Source organism: Streptomyces sp. NPDC048639 (assembly GCF_043199075.1).
Taxonomy (GTDB): Bacteria; Actinomycetota; Actinomycetes; order Streptomycetales; family Streptomycetaceae; genus Streptomyces.
Genome location: NZ_JBICVP010000005.1, coordinates 512,271 through 528,082, shown reverse-complemented (window position 1 = coordinate 528,082; position 15,812 = coordinate 512,271). Strand labels below are relative to the sequence as shown.

Annotated in this window: 6 protein-coding genes; 4 read left to right on the top strand and 2 right to left on the bottom strand. The window is 70.4% G+C overall.

The window, feature by feature from the left end; genetic code table 11:
- Positions 1–4 precede the first annotated feature (4 nt).
- On the bottom strand, positions 5–709 hold the full coding sequence (locus tag ACGFNH_RS17050; RefSeq protein ID WP_393654365.1) for an ArsR/SmtB family transcription factor: 705 nt from the start codon (positions 707–709) through the stop codon (positions 5–7).
- Positions 710–1,699: 990 nt separating this feature from the next.
- On the opposite strand from ACGFNH_RS17050, the gene ACGFNH_RS17045 reads away from it, so the two are divergent.
- The 4 genes from ACGFNH_RS17045 to ACGFNH_RS17030 all read left to right on the top strand — a co-directional run bounded on the left by ACGFNH_RS17045 (position 1,700) and on the right by ACGFNH_RS17030 (position 8,327).
- Positions 1,700–1,906, top strand: coding sequence for a type A2 lantipeptide (locus ACGFNH_RS17045; RefSeq protein WP_393654363.1), 207 nt, complete (start codon positions 1,700–1,702; stop codon positions 1,904–1,906).
- Between the two features lie 229 nt (positions 1,907–2,135).
- Positions 2,136–2,942 carry an HlyD family efflux transporter periplasmic adaptor subunit gene (locus tag ACGFNH_RS17040; protein ID WP_393654361.1) on the top strand — a complete coding sequence of 269 codons (807 nt, stop codon included), beginning with the start codon at positions 2,136–2,138 and terminating at the stop codon, positions 2,940–2,942.
- A 104-nt stretch (positions 2,943–3,046) separates the two neighbouring features.
- Positions 3,047–5,335 carry an NHLP family bacteriocin export ABC transporter peptidase/permease/ATPase subunit gene (locus tag ACGFNH_RS17035; protein WP_393654507.1) on the top strand — a complete coding sequence of 763 codons (2,289 nt, stop codon included), beginning with the start codon at positions 3,047–3,049 and terminating at the stop codon, positions 5,333–5,335.
- Position 5,336: 1 nt separating this feature from the next.
- Positions 5,337–8,327, top strand: a complete 2,991-nt coding sequence (locus tag ACGFNH_RS17030; protein WP_393654359.1) for an NHLP bacteriocin export ABC transporter permease/ATPase subunit — start codon at positions 5,337–5,339, stop codon at positions 8,325–8,327.
- Between the two features lie 424 nt (positions 8,328–8,751).
- Here ACGFNH_RS17030 and ACGFNH_RS17025 read toward each other — a convergent pair whose 3' ends face one another.
- Positions 8,752–15,195, bottom strand: coding sequence for an Ig-like domain repeat protein (locus ACGFNH_RS17025; protein ID WP_393654357.1), 6,444 nt, complete (start codon positions 15,193–15,195; stop codon positions 8,752–8,754).
- Between the last annotated feature and the right edge of the window lie 617 nt (positions 15,196–15,812).

Here is a 15,812-nt window from a genome sequence, read left to right as displayed (position 1 = left end):
TGGGCTAGTCCTCGACGGCCCGTGGCAGGGTGGTCGGCGGTGTGTGAGCGGCCGATCCGGTGTGAGCCGGATCGGTGGCGGCCGCTCCGGTGGTGGCCGGATCGGCGGAGGCGGCCGGGGTGGCGCCGGCTTTGACCGTGGGGTGGAGGGCGACGACGATCCGGTGATCGCGTCCGCCCTCCGCGGCCCCGACGTCGTACTTGGCGATCAGCGAGCCGATGCCGTGCGTCAGCTCCTCGACGAACGCGGCCCGGTCGGCCGCCGAGGCGAAACGCACCTCGCCGTCCAGCGCGTAGGTCGCCAGGCGCTTGCGCGCCTTCGCGGCCCCCGTGATCAGGGTGCCTACGTCGCGTACGAGGCGGGCGGCGACCGCGAGCAGCCAGCGGGCCGAGAGCTGGTCGCGGAAGCGGGCCGGGTCGGGCTCCACCGCGGAGAGCGCGACGGGTGAGATCACGTACGAGGCCGCGGTCGCCCGCATCAGCCGCTCGGTGACATTGCCCTTGCGGCGCTCGCCGACGAGCTCGACCAGACCGTGCCGCTCCAGCGCCTTGAGGTGGTAGTTCACCTTCTGGCGGGCCAGGCCGACCCGGGCGGAGAGCATCGTCGCCGACGCCGGTTCCGCCGCCAGCTCGGCGAGGAGCCGGGCGCGTATCGGATCCAGCGAGACCTCGGCGGCTGCCGGGTCCTCGATCACTGTCACATCCAACATGTCTCCACCCTCCCACCGAAAACTTTTCTTGTCCAGACCCATCATCTTGTCGGTGTGTGAGTGCCCCGGAGGGGTCCGGATCGGCCGGGCGGACCGCCGCCGGACGGGATCGGCGGGCGGCGCCGGGTGCTGCGGACGGGACGGCGGTGACGCCGGGCGGGGCCGCATGGGGCGTCGGATGCCGACCGGCGGCGCGGGGTCGGTCGACGGGGCCGGGTACCTCGCGTGCCCCGGTGCGGTGCGGTGCGGTTCGGCCCGCCGGGTGGGTGAGTGCTCGACCGCTGCGCCGCGTGCCGAGCCGGTCGCCGTGCGGTCGAGCCGATTCGCCGTGTACGGAGCGGTGAACGACGTTCGGTGAGCGCGGGGGAGGCGAGGCGCATCGAGCGGGGTATTTCGGGTACGTACGGTTTTCCCGTCCGACCCATCCTTTTTCCCCGAACTACGGTGTAGGCGGCGGTAATCACGTTCCTGGGGGAGTAGATGGAGGTCTTGACCGGAGAAAGCGTTCTTCCGCTGTTCCGCCGCCTCTTCGCGGCAGACCTTCCGGTTTCTGATCCGGCGATCGCGGATGGCATTGCGTCGTCGAAAAACCTGCACATCACATGCGCGCGCACGGCACACGGCTGGAGTCGTTCCCGGTGTTGCCCGCTATCCCCCCGCAGTTGGCGCGGTTATGTCCGGTTGGGGCAACTGCCGTACCCGGCAAGGAGAATGGGTTACGGGTTGCCATGTGAAGGAGTCGTCACCATCCGGTGGATGAAGCTGCACGTCAGCAAGGTGTGAAGGGGAAACGTTCACTGAATGATCTGGCGTTCGGCTGGCCGCTGCGCCGGCGGACGTGATTTCATCTTGCGTCATACGGGAGTTGTGAAAAGTGGTTCCGGACTTCCGGGCGACAGACGACCGTTGAACCGGCCGGTCAGGCATTCCCCGCCGATCCGGCCGACACCCCGCCAGTAACACCCAGAGCAACGAAGGGAAGCGCAAGTCATGCACAAGGACTTCACGCCCCAGGTCGAGACCCGCGAGATCGCCGACGAGGACCTGGACAACGTTTCCGGCGGTGTTCTCGGCCTCGCGGTCGGCAACGTCGTGGGGACCGTCGACTCCGTCGCCCCGGTTTCCGAGGTCACCGGCATTGCCTCGCAGGCCACCGGCCTCGACACCACGCAGGTCACCGGTCTGGCCGGCATCTGAGGTTGTCCCTCGGCCAAAAGGCGGCGTAGCCGCAGGCGTTATGCGCCGCGCCGGTTCCATGCGTTCCGGCAGCGCGGTCATAAACCCCGGAACCTCGCGTTCCGGGGTTTATGGGCGTTGTCGGCGGAGGCCCGCCGATGTGGCATCTGCCCAGCTCGGCGCCCGTGTTACCGTCGGGCATCGTTGTGCCGAGCCCGACCGAGACGAATGCAGGCGAAGGAATAGTTGCGTGCAGTTCCGGCAAAAGGCGCTTTCCAAGCTGCAGTCGCCCGAGGAGCTCGATCTGCCGGTGCGTTATGCCCGGCCGCAGGGCCGGCTCGTACTGGCTGTCACCGCCCTCGTCATGGCCGCGGCTGCCTACTGGGCCCTGACCGGCACCGTCTCCTCCCAACTCACCGCACCCGGCGTCCTCACCCACGCGAAGGGCAGCTACGTCCTGCAGAGCCCCGTCGCCGGACAGGTCACCGCTGTCATGGCCGATGAAGGCCGGATGCTCCGCGAGGGCGCCCCGCTGCTGCGTGTCCGTACCGAACGCGGGGACCGAGCCGTACGCGCGGTGGCAGCGGGCCGGGTGAACTCCCTGACGGCAAAGATCGGTTCGGTCGTCACCACCGGGGCGGACGTGGCGACCGTCGAGCGCATCGACGACCCCGGTGCCCCGCTCGTGGCCATGCTCTACGTGTCCGGCGACAGCGGATCGACGGTCCCCGTGGGCGCGGCGGTCGATCTGAAGGTGCAGTCCGTGCCCCAGCAACGATTCGGCGTCCTGCGGGGCCGGGTCAAGGCCGTCGGCAGGGCGCCGCAGACCGAGGCGCAGCTCACCGGCTTCCTCGGGGACCGCAGGCTCGGGGAGCAGTTCTCGGCCCAGGGGCAGCCGGTGGCAATCCTGGTGCAGCTCGAGCGCTCGGCCCGTACGAAGTCGGGGTACGCGTGGTCCTCCGCCGAAGGGCCGCCGTTCGCCCTCGACTCCACGACGCCGGTGAGCGGGGCGATCCGGCTCGCCTCTCAGCGCCCGGTCGATTGGCTGCTCCCGTGACCGCGCGCCACGATCCCGCGGCCACGCCGCCTCGGTCGGCGGCGCCGCAGCGGCAGGAACCTGCGGCCGCGCGGCAACAGCCCGCGCCCGCCGGTCGCGCCACCGTGCCGGAGCAGGCGCCGCCCCCGCCCGCCGGACGCGGACGGCACCGCCCCGAGTCGCGTGGCGGCGGGCGTCACCGTCCCGGCGGCCGGAGCCCGGAGCCCGTCCCCAAGCAGCGCAGGAGCTCCGGGGGCCGGAAGCAGAGGGCCGTCCGTACTCCCACCGTTCTGCAGATGGAGGCGGTGGAGTGCGGTGCGGCCGCGCTGGCGATGGTCCTCGGCCACTTCGGCAGGTACGTGCCCCTGGAGGAACTCCGGATCGCCTGCGGCGTCTCCCGCGACGGCTCCCGGGCCAGCAACGTCCTCAAGGCCGCCCGCAGTTACGGCCTCCGCGCCAAGGGCATGCAGATGGAGCCGGCCGCGCTCGCCGAGGTCCGTCCGCCCGCGATCCTCTTCTGGGAGTTCAACCACTACGTCGTATACGACGGCATGGGGCGCCGCTTCGGCCGGCGGGGCGTGCACATCAACGACCCCGGCCGGGGCCGCCGTTTCGTGTCCAGGGAGGACTTCGACACCAGCTTCACCGGCGTCGTGCTGACCTTCGAGCCCGACGAGGGCTTCCGCCGCGGCGGCAGGAAACCGGGCATCATGGGCGCCATGCCGGCGCGGCTGCGCGGCACCACGGGCACCATGCTCGCCGCGCTGCTCGCCAGCCTCCTGCTGGTGGCGGTCGGCGCGTCCGTGCCCGCGCTGAGTCGTACGTACATCGACATGTTCCTCATCGGGAACCAGTCGTCCCTGCTGAGCGTGCTCTTCGCGGCGATGGCCACCATGGTGGTCCTGACCGCCGCACTGACCGCGCTCCAGCAGGCCAACCTCCTGCGCGGGCGCATCATCTCGTCCACGCTGAGCAGCGCCCGCTTCCTGCGCCATCTGCTGAAGCTTCCCGTCACCTTCTACGCCCAGCGCAGCTCTGCCGACCTCGTCCAGCGCCTGCAGTCCAACGACACGGTCGCCGAGACCCTGGCCCGTGACCTCGCCGCCGCCGGTGTGGACGCCGTCGTGGTGATCCTCTATGCGCTGCTGCTGTGGTCCTACGACCCCCAACTCACCGTCGTCGGCGTGCTGATCGCCCTGCTCAACGTGGTCGCGATCCGGGTGGTCGTACGCCTTCGGGCCACCCGTACCCAGAAGCTGCGCGCCGACAACGCCCGGCTGACCAACACCGCCTACAGCGGCCTGCAGCTCATCGAGACGATGAAGGCGACCGGCGGCGAGAACGGCTACTTCCGCCGCTGGGCGGGCCAGCACGCGACCACGCTGGAGGAGCAGCAGCGCCTCGGGGTGCCCAGTGCGGCTCTGGCCGTGGTCGCGCCGACGCTGGCCGCGCTCAACAGCGCGATGATCCTGCTGATCGGCGGGATGCGGGCGGTCGAGGGGCACATCTCCATCGGCCTCCTCGTCGCCTTCCAGGCACTCGTCACCAGCTTCACCGCGCCCATCACCCGGCTCAACGGTGTGGCCGGCCGTATCCAGGACTTCGCCGCCGACGTCGCGCGGCTCAAGGACGTCGAGAGCTTTCCCGCCGATCCGCTGTATGCACGGCGCGGCCCCGCCGACTCCGCCCGCAGGCTCAAGGGCCATGTGACGCTGGACCACATCACGTTCGGCTACAGCCCGCTCGACAAGCCGCTGCTCACCGACTTCTCGCTGTCCGTGGGGCCGGGACAGCAGATCGCGCTCGTCGGCGGGTCCGGCAGTGGCAAGTCCACCGTCTCCCGCCTCATTTCGGGCCTCTACCGGCCGTGGGAGGGCGTCATCCGCATCGACGGGCAGCGTCTGGACGAGATCTCCCGCAGCGCGCTCGCCGCCTCCGTCTCCTTCGTCGACCAGGACGTGTTCCTCTTCGAGGGCACCGTCCGCGACAACGTCGCGCTCTGGGACCCCTCCCTCCCCGACGAGGCCGTGGTCGCCGCGCTGGAGGACGCCGCGCTCCACGACGAGATCGCCCGCCGCCCCGGCGGACTGCACAGCCGGGTCGAGCAGGACGGCCGCAACTTCTCCGGCGGCCAGCGACAGCGGCTGGAGATCGCCCGCGCCCTGGTGCGCCGGCCCAGCATCCTCGTCCTGGACGAGGTGACCAGCGCCCTGGACGCGGAGACCGAGCAGATCATCATCGACAATCTGCGGCGCCGCGGCTGCGCCTGCGTCGTGATCGCGCACCGGCTCAGCACGGTGCGCGACAGCGACGAGATCGTGGTCCTGGACCACGGGACGATCGTGGAGCGCGGGCGGCACGAGGACCTGGTCGCCGCCGCCGGGCGGTACGCCGAGCTGGTCAAGGAGACCTGAGGTGACCTCCGTTCACCCTCACCCGGCCACCGGCGCGGAACCGGCCGACGTCGTCATCGCCGCCATGGGCGAGCTGGGCACCCCGGTCGACTGCACCGGTCTGCGCAGCCTGTCCCTCGAAGGGCCCCATGTCCTCTGGCTGGTGGTGCGGGGCGCGATCGACCTGTTCGCGGTCGACGCCCTGGCGCAGGGGCACTGGCACTTCCTCGGCCGCCTGGAGCCGGGGACCCTCCTCCTCGGACCTGTCGAGGGGCCCCAACACACCCTGGTCGGCAGGCCCTTGCAGGGATGCGTGCTCCGCCGTATCCAGCTCCGCGAACTGTTCGCACCCGACTACGGCGACGGCCACGCGGCGGCGTACGCGGACGCGTACGGCCACGGGTCGGCGTACGGGGACGCGTACGGCTACGGCGGCGGGTACGCCTCCGCGCACGCCGACCCGTGGGCGACGGGACAGCACACCGGCCCGAGCGCCCTGGAGGACGCGTTCGCCCGCGGCGTCGGCCGCGGTCTGCGCGTCCTGTTCGAGGCACCCCTGGACGGCCGGCAGGGTCTCGTACCGGAGGACCCCGAGGCCGACCCCGGGCCCGGGGTCGGGACGGCGGAGCAGCCCGCTCCGTACGCCTCGCCCGACGACGACATCCTCTGGATGCAGGTCGACCCCGGCTCCCTCCAGTACGGTGCCGCCTATGGCGCCGAGGCGGCCGGCGACCTCCTCATCGACGGTGCGACCTGGCAGCGCCTGGTCGACCAGCAGTACCGGCTGCTCTTCGCGCTGGACCGCTGGATCGAGCGCCTGGAGCGCGCCCACGAGGACCGTACGGCCGCCGGAATCAAGGCCGGTGAAGCCGTTCGCGCGCAGGCGGACCAGGCGCTGCTGGCCTCCATCGGCAGGTCGCGGAAGGCAACGGGGCGCTCGGCCGAGGCGACCGACGACGCCACGCTCGCCGTCTGCCGCAAGGTCGCGGAGGCCTCCGGGATCACGCTCGCCGGCCCCGTGGGCGGCGGTGTGCTGGGCGACCGGCTGAACCCCGTCGAACGCATCGCCCTCGCCTCGCGCATCCGCACCCGCGTCGTCAAGCTCGGACCGCGCTGGTGGCGGGAGAACAGCGGCCCTCTGGTCGGCCACCGCGCCGGGACGGGCGAACCGGTGGCGCTGCTGTGGCGGCGCGGCCGGTACGAGGCGCTGGATCCGTCCACCGGGGAGCGGATCCGCCTGGGCACCGCCGAGGCCGGGGAGTTCGAGCCGCGCGCCGTCATGTTCTACCGTCCGCTGCCCGAACAGCCCATGAGCGCCTGGCGGTTGCTGCGCTTCTGCCTGCGCGGCACCGGGCCGGACCTGCGGAACCTGGTACTGGGCGGGCTGGTTGCGGTCGGCCTGGGAGCGCTGGTGCCGCTCGCGACCGGACAGGTACTCGGCGTCTACGTACCGAACGCCGAGAACGACCTCATCGTCCAGGTGTCCCTGGCCGTCGTCGCCACCAGCGTCGTCGCCGCCGCCTTTATGCTGCTCCAGAACATCGCGATCCTCCGCATGGAGGGGCGGGTGGAGAGCGCCCTCCAACCGGCTGTCTGGGACCGGCTGTTGCGTCTGCCCACCGCTTTCTTCGCCGAGCGGTCCACCGGCGAGCTGGCGAGCGCGGCCATGGGCATCAGCACCATGCGGCGCGTGCTGTCCGGCGTCAGCTCGGTGACCGTGACCGCGGGCACCGTCGGGGCGGTCAATCTCGTCCTGCTGCTGTGCTTCAGCATCCCGCTGGCGCTTATGGCGATCGGCATGCTCGTCGTCATCGCCTCGGTGTTCATCGGCATGGGTCTGTGGCAGCTCCGATGGCAGCGCCGTCTCATCGAACTCTCCAACAAGCTCAACAACCAGGCCTTCCAGACCCTGCGCGGCCTTCCCAAACTGCGCGTCGCCGCGGCGGAGAGCTTCGCGTACGCGGCCTGGGCGCGCGAGTTCGCCCGCAGCCGCGAACTCCAGCAGCGGGTCGGCCGTATCAAGAATGTGATCACGGTCGTCAACGCGATCTATCTGCCGCTCTGCACGCTCATCATGTTCATGCTTCTGGCCGGGCCGGCCCGCGGCACCCTGTCGGCCGGGGCGTTCCTCACCTTCAACACCGCCGTCACGATGATGCTGGCCTCCGTCAACCAGCTCACCGGCGCCCTCATCTCGGCCGCCGCCGTCCTGCCGATGTTCGAGCAGATCAAGCCGGTGCTCGACGAAGCGCCGGAGGTGAGGGGCGGAAGCGTGCAGCCCGGCGCCCTCTCCGGCGGGATCGAGGCCCGGGGGCTCTCCTTCCGCTACGCCGAGGACCGGCCGTTCGTCCTCGACGACGTGTCGTTCCGGGTGCCGCCGGGGGAGTTCGTCGCGATCGTCGGCGCCAGCGGTTGCGGCAAATCCACCCTGCTGCGGCTGCTCATCGGCTTCGACCAGCCCACCGCGGGCAGCGTGCTCTACGACGGACAGGACCTGGCGGCCCTCGACCAGGCGGCCGTACGCCGGCAGTGCGGTGTCGTCCTGCAGAACGCGCAGCCGTTCACCGGATCGATCCTGGACTGCATCTGCGGCACCGAGATGTTCTCGCTCGAAGAGGCGTGGGAGGCGGCGGAGATGGCGGGCCTCGCCGAGGACATCAAACGCATGCCGATGGGCATGCACACCATCCTCTCCGACGGCGGCGGCACCGTCTCCGGCGGACAGCGGCAGCGGCTGATGATCGCCCAGGCCCTCATCCGCCGCCCGCGCATCCTCTTCTTCGACGAGGCCACCAGCGCCCTGGACAACGAGACGCAGCGCGTGGTGATCGAGAGCACCCGCGCGCTGCGCGCCACCCGCATCGTGATCGCCCACCGGCTCTCCACCGTCATGGACGCCGATCGCGTGATCGTCATGTCGGAGGGACGGGTCGTCCAGCAAGGGCCCCCCGCCGACCTGCTCGCCGACATGGGCAGCCTGTTCCACGAGCTGGTCCGCCGTCAGATCCGCTGACTCCGGGCCCGCGTACCCCGGTTCGGGTGCCGCGGGTTCCGTCAGCCCCAGCCGGGGGCCGAAGGCATCGGCCAGGCCGGAAGGTCCGGGAGAGGACCGTGGGCGGTGAGCGGCGCGGAGGTCGTACGGGCGTCCATGCCACGGCTACGTGATCCACAAGAATCAGCTCCACAAGGCCATTGGGAGGCCAAGCACTCACGGGTTTCTGGATCACCGTGGAACCGGCCGGTGGTTCGGCGCAGCCGACCACGCGGCCGCTGGCGCAGTTCAGTCTGGCGTCGAGGCGCCGAACCGCGAGGGTGCGCGGGCACACGCTCGGGAGCACCCATCCGCGGCACATGAACGCCGGGCCGCCCTCGAGGGACGGCCCGGCGCTGTCCTGCGGTGCAGGACCACAGTGGTTGTGCGGTTGTGCGGTTGTGGGTCAGGCGTTCACGGTCTGGGTGTCGGTGTCGGAGGAGGTGGTGAAGTTGGAGTCACCGCCGTAGACGGCGGTGATGTTGTAGAGGCCGGTGCTGAGTGCACCGGAGGTGGCGGTGGCGACGCCGTCGCCGTCGAGTGTCCCGGTCTGGGTCTCGGTCGTGGGACCGGTGAGGGTGAACGTCACCGTTCCGGTCGGAACGCCCGCTCCGGGAGCCACGGCTTGCACGACGGCGATGAGCTGGACCGAGTCTCCGTTATCGGACGGGTCGGGGGCGCTGACGGCCAGTGTGGTGGTCGCGGCCGCGTTGACGACGTGGGCCACGCCGTTGCCGGAGGACGCGAAGTCGGCGTCACCGGAGTAGGTGGCGGTGACCGAGTGGTTCCCCGGTGCGATGTCGTCGGTGGTGAAGACGGCCGTGTTTCCGCTCAGCGGCACGGTGGTCGCCGGACCGGCGTCGACGGAGAAGTCGACGCTGCCGGTGGGTGTTCCGGCCCCGGGCGACGCCACGGTGACCGTCGCGGTGAAGGTGACCAGTTCACCGAAGGTGGACGGGTTGGGATCGCCGTCGAGCGCGGTGAGGGTGTTCGCCTGCCCGACCTCGTGCGTGGTGCTTCCCGTCGACCCGGTGAAGCTGATGTCTCCGGTGTAGGTGGCGCTGATCGTGTGGCTGCCGAGGGTCAGTTCGTCGGTGGTGAGGGTCGCTGTGTTGCCGACGAGGGGGACGGTGATGGGTGTGTCGCCGTCGATGACGAAGTCCACGCTCCCGGTCGGTGTACCGGTCCCGGGCGGCACCACGGCGACGGTGGCCGTGATGGTGACCGATTCGCCGACGACCGAGGGTTCGGGCGACGCGGCCACGCTGGTGGTCGTCGCCGCTTGGCCGACGGTGTGGGTGTCGCTGCCCGTGGAGCCGGTGAAGTTGCCGTCTCCGCTGTAGGCGGCGGTGATGGAGTGGCTGCCGAGAGACAGTGAACTGGTGGTCAGAGTGGCGGTGTTGCCGGTCAGCGCCACGGTCGTGGGCGAACCGCCGTCGATCACGAAGTCGACGCTGCCGGTCGGTGTGCCGGCCCCCGGAGCGACCGGGACGACGGTGGCCGTGATGGTGACGGGGCCGCCGAGGACGGACGGGTCGGGCGCGGAGACCACCGTGGTGGTCGTCGCCGAGACATCGACGGTGTGGGTGTCGGTGTCGGTCGAGCCGACGAAGTTGACGTCTCCTCCGTACGTCGCGGTGATGTTGTGGAGTCCCACCGAGAGGGAGCTCGTACTGATGCTGGCCTGGCCCATGCCGTCGAGCACGACCACCTGCGGAGCGCCGGCGTCGATGGTGAAGGTGACGTTGCCGCTCGGGACGCCGGACGCCGGCGCGTTGGCCGTGACATTGGCGGTGATGGTGACGGTCTCCCCGAACTCCGACGGGTCGGGGCTGGAGGTCACGATCGTGGTGGTCTGGCCCTGGTTGACGGTGTGGGTGTCGGTGTCGCTGGAGCCGTTGAAGCTGCCGTCTCCGCTGTAGGTGGCGCTGATGTTGTGGCCGCCCAGAGACAGTGAACTGGTGGTCAGGGTGGCGGTGTTGCCGACCAGCGTCACGATCTGGGGCGTGCCGGCGTCGATGACGAAGGTGACGTTGCCGCTGGGAGCACCCGCTCCCGGTGCGACCGGGGCGACGGTGGCGGTGATGGTGACGGTTTCCCCGAACTCCGACGGGTCGGGGCTGGACGTCACGGTCGTCGTCGTGTCCGCGGGAACGACGGTGTGGTTGTCGCTGCCGGTGGATCCGGTGAAGTTGGTGTCACCGGCGTACGTGGCGCTGACGGCGTAGGTACCGACCGCGAGCCCGGTCTCGGTGATGGTGGCGACCCCACCGATCAGCGGCGCGGTCTGCGTCGAGGCCATGCCGATGACGAAGGTGACGTTGCCGGTGGGTGTTCCGGCGCCGGGCGAGACGGGTGCGACGGTGGCGGTGATGGTGACCGTCTCTCCGAAGACGGACGGCTCGGGTGAGGACACCACGGTGGTCTGGGTCGCAGCCTGGTTGACCACGTGGGTGTCGGTGTCGCTGGAGCTGCTGAAGTTCGTGTCGCCCACGTAGGTCGCGGTGATGGTGTGGCTGCCCACGCTCAGGGACGCGTCCGTGATCGTGGCGGTGTTGCCGACCAGCGTCGCCGGTTGCGGTGATCCGCCGTCGATGACGAAGTTGACGTTGCCCGTGGGCGTACCCGCCCCGGGTGCGACCGGGTTGACCGTCGCCGTGATGGTGACCGGTTCACCGAAGAGCGACGGGTTGGGGCTGGAGGCCACGGTGGTGGTGGTCGATGCCTGGCCGACGGTGTGGGTGTCAGAGCCGGTCGACCCCGAGAACTCGGTGTCCCCGAGATACGTGGCCGAGACGCTGTGCGATCCCACGCTCAGCGAACTGACGCTGGTCGTCGCGGTGTTGCCGACCAGGGCCACGGTGATCGGTGCACCGCCGTCGATGACGAAGGTGACGTTGCCCGTGGGTGTACCGGCGCCGGGGGCGACGGGGTTGACCGTCGCCGTGAGGGTGACGGTCTGTCCGAAGACCGACGGGTCCGGGCTGGAGGCCACCGTGGTGGTGGTCGATGCCTGGCCGACGGTGTGGGTGTCGGTGTCGCTGGAGGCGGTGAAGTCGGCGTCACCCGCGTAGCTCGCGGTGACGGTGTAATTGCCCGTGTCCAGAGGGGTGCTGACGGCGGCGAAGCCGCTGCCGTCCAGCGCGTCGGTCAGGGTCACCGTGGTGACGCCGTCCGTGATGACGAAGGTGACGGTCCCGGTGGGAACCCCGGCGCCGGGGGCGACGGGCGACACCAGGGCGGTGAAGGTCACCGCCTGTCCGGAGACGGACGGGTCGGGCGACGACGTCACCGTGGTGAGGGAGTCGGCCTGGTTCACCGTGTGGCCGTCCGTGCCGGAGGATCCGGTGAAGCCGGCGTCTCCGCTGTACGTGGCGTTGATGGTGTGCGGGCCGACGGCGAGCGTGCTGGTGGTCAGGGTGGCGGTGTTGCCGACCAGAGCCACCGACTGAGGGGCGCCGCCGTCGATGACGAAGGTGACGTTGCCGGTCGGTGTTCCGGCGCCGGGGGCGACGGGGTTGACCGTCGCGGTGAGGGTGACGGTCTGCCCGAAGACCGACGGGTCCGGGCTGGAGGCCACTGTCGTGGTGGTCGACGCCTGGCCGACCGTGTGGGTGTCGCTGCCGGTGGAGCCGGTGAAGTTGCCGTCCCCGGCGTAGGTGGCGCTGATGGTGTGTGCACCGACGGCCAGGGTGTTCGTCGTGATGGTGGCGACACCGCCGACCAGCGGAGCGGTCTGCGGGGCCCCGCCGTCGATCACGAAGGAGACGATGCCGGTGGGTGTGCCGGCTCCCGGCGCACCCGGTGCGACCGTGGCCGTGATGGTGACCGTCTGTCCGACGACCGAGGGGTCGGGCGAGGAGGTGACGGTGGTGGTGGTCGATGCCTGGCCGACGGTGTGGGTGTCGGTGTCGCTGGACCCGCCGAAGTTGCTGTCGCCGGCGTAGGTGGCGGTGACGGTGTAGTTCCCGGCGTTGAGCGGGGTGCTGACCGCGGCGATACCGGATCCGTCCAGGGCGTCGATGAGGGTCACCGTCGTGACGCCGTCGGTGATGACGAAGGTGACGTTGCCCGTGGGTGTACCGGCGCCGGGGGGGACGGGCGAGACCAGGGCGGTGAACGTGACCGACTGGCCGGAGACCGAGGGGTCGGGCGAGGAGGTGACCGTGGTCGTCGTCGAGGCCAGGTTGACGACCTGGGTGTCATTGCCGCTGGAGCCGGTGAAGTTGGCGTTCCCGCCGTAGGTGGCCGTGATGGTGTGGCTTCCGACGGCCAGCGAACTGGTGTTGATGGAGGCCGTACCACCCGAGAGCGCCACGACCTGCGGTGCTCCGCCGTCGATGACGAACGACACGTTGCCGGTCGGTGTGCCCGAGCCGGGCGGGTTCGCCGCGACGGTTGCGGTGATGGTGACCGTCTGCCCCACGACCGAGGGGTCGGGCGAGGAGGTGACGGTGGTGGTGGTCGACGCCTGGCCGACGGTGTGGGTGTCGGTCCCGCTGGAGCCGGTGAAGTTGGCGTCCCCGCCGTACGTGGCGGTGATGGTGCTGGTGCCGACGGGGATGCCCGTCGTCGTCACGGTGGCCACTCCGCCGGACAGCGTGCCGGTCAGGGTCGGACCGCCGGTGACGGTGAAGGTGACGGTGCCAGTGGGTGTCCCCGAGCCGGGCGCGTTCGCCGTCACGGTGGCCGTGAGCGTGACCGTCTGTCCGGAGACGGACGGGTCGGGGGCGGAAGTGACGACGGTGGTGGTCGATGCCTGGCCGACGGTGTGGGTGTCGGTGTCGCTGGAGCCGTTGAAGTTCGCGTCACCGGCGTACGTCGCCGTGACGGTCCAACTGCCCGCACCGAGCGCACTGGTGCTCGCGCTGGCGGCACCACTGCCGTCCAGGGCGTCGATGAGCGTCACCGTCGTGACGCCGTCGGTGATGACGAAGGTGACGTTGCCGGTGGGTGTACCGGCGCCGGGTGCCACGGGCACCACGAAGGCGGTGAAGGTGACCGACTGGCCGGAGACCGAGGGGTCGGGCGAGGAGGTGACCGTCGTTGTGGTCGACGCCTTGCCCACTGTGTGGCTGTCGGTGCCGGTGGAGCCGTTGAAGTTCGCATCGCCCGTATAGGTCGCCGTGACCGTCCAACTGCCCGCGGACAGGGGGGCGGTGACTGTCGCGACACCGCTGCCGTTGAGTGCCCCGGTGGACGTCAGCGTGGTCACGCCGTTGGTGATGACGAAGGTGACATTGCCGGTGGGGACGCCCGCGCCGGGCGAGGTCGGGGTGACCGTCGCCGTGAAGGAGACCGACTGGCCGGAGACCGAGGGGTCGGGCGAGGACGTGACCGCCGTCGTGGTCGACGCCTTGTTCACCGTGTGGGTGTCCGTGTCGCTGGAGCCGGTGAAGCTCGCGTCACCGCTGTAGGTGGCGCTGATGTTGTGGCTGCCGACGGACAGGCCGCTGACGGTGATGGAGGCCGAGCCGCCGGACAGGGCGACGGTCTGCGGCGCCCCCGCGTCCACGACGAAGGTGACGGTGCCGGTGGGGGTGCCGGAGCCGGGCGCGTTGGGCGTGACCGTGGCCGTGATGGCGATGGGTTGCCCGAAGACGGACGGGTCGGGCGAGGAGATCACCGTGGTGGTGGTCGACGCCTGCCCCACGGTGTGGGTGTCGGTGCCGCTGGAGCCGGTGAAGTTGCTGCTCCCGCCGTACGTCGCCGTCACCGTGTGAGGGCCGACGCTCAGGGCGCTGGTGGAGACGGTGGCCACACCACCGGACAGCGTGCCCGTGAGGGTGGGACCGCCGCTGATGACGAAGGTGACGGTGCCGGTCGGAGTTCCCGCACCGGGAGCGACGGGCGCGACCGTCGCGGTGAAGGTGACGTTCTGCCCGAAGACGGACGGGTCGGGGGAGGAGGTGACCGTGGTGGTGGTCGACGCCTGGTTGACCGTCTGCGTATCCGTACCGCTCGAGCCGTTGTAATTGACGTCGCCGTTGTACGTGGCGGTGATGTTGTGTGCCGCTCCGGCGGTCAGCGAGCTGGTGGTGACCGTGGCCACGCCGCCGATGAGTGTTCCGGTCAGCGTTCCGCCACCGCCACCGCTGATCACGAAGGTGACGGTGCCGGTCGGGGTCGCCACGGCCGGTGCAACCGGCGCAACGGTGGCGGTGATCGTGACCGTCTGACCGAACGTCGATGGGTCGGGCGAGGACGACACCGTGGTTGTCGACGACGCCTTCGACACGGTGTGCGTATCAGTCCCGGTGGAGCCGTTGAAGTTGGCGTTGCCGTTGTACGTGGCGATGACGTTGTGCGCGCCGGGGGCCAGCGAGCTGGTGGTCACCGTGGCCACGCCGCCGGCGAGTGTTCCGGTCAGCGTTCCGCCGCCCCCGCCACTGACGACGAAGGTGACGGTCCCGGTCGGGGTGGCCGTACTCGGGGCATTAGGCGTGACCGTGGCGGTGAGCGTCACCGTCTGGCTGAAGTTCGAGGGGTCCGGCGACGAGGTCACCGTGGTGGTGGTCGACGCCTTGAGGACGAGCTGGTTGGTCGTGCCGCTGGACGGGTTGAAGTTGGAGTCGCCGTTGTACTGGGCGGTGATCTGGCGGAGACCGGGGGTGATGGCGTTCGTGGTGACGGTGACCGAGCCGCCGGAGAGTGTTCCGGTCAGGGTGGGTCCACCCACGATGGTGAAGGTCACGGTGCCGGTGGGTGTCCCGAAACCGAGGGGGATGACTTGAGCGGTGATGGTGACTGTCTGACCGAAGACCGTGGGGTTCGGCGACGACGTCACCCGGGTGATCGAGAATGCCACGAAGCGGCCCTCCGAGTGCGGCAGTGGAGGTGAGCCGCTCATGGCGCCTGCGTGGACGAGGCGTGCGAGGGCGGCATGATCCAGTGAGGAAGGTGCCAACCACCGGCGCATGACGATGAATTCACATCGGTTTTGCCGCCGTACCCCCGCCGGATGAGCAACCCACCGGTCGGTAGCACCAGTAGGCGCGCGGGGCTTTTCGCCACGCCATAGCCGTGACGTGGAATACCCCTGTTTGGCGGAGCGCTGAACCGGCTCACACGGCGCAACCGAGGAAAACCGCCCGGCGCGTATTTGTCATAAGAGCGCTGTATTGCGCTCGGGCGTGGACTCGCGGCAATGCGGCCCCATGGGCAATAGGGGTAGGCACCCCACCCCCCTCAACACCCCTGTTCGCGGAGACCGACGGTGGTTCTCGCGCGCTCGGTTCCGCCGCACCGGGGCAGGTCAGCCGCCGGGGGAGGAGGCGAGGTGTGGTCATGATCGCGCCCCGTGGCATCCGGCCCGAGGGGCACGGAAGCCGAATTCCGCCGTCACCGGCCGATCCACGGCCGTATACCCCGCTCCGGAAAAAGTCCCCCGCACCGCGTACTCACCGGTGGGTTCGCTGACACAGACCGAACGGTCGGCGACAGTTCGTTGTCGGCGCGGCCCTGGCC

Coding starts and splice junctions, on each gene's coding strand:
- ACGFNH_RS17050 (WP_393654365.1), bottom strand. CDS start 709: ATGTTGGATGTGACAGTGATCGAGGACCCGGCAGCCGCCGAGGTCTCG.
- ACGFNH_RS17045 (WP_393654363.1), top strand. CDS start 1,700: ATGCACAAGGACTTCACGCCCCAGGTCGAGACCCGCGAGATCGCCGAC.
- ACGFNH_RS17025 (WP_393654357.1), bottom strand. CDS start 15,195: ATGAGCGGCTCACCTCCACTGCCGCACTCGGAGGGCCGCTTCGTGGCA.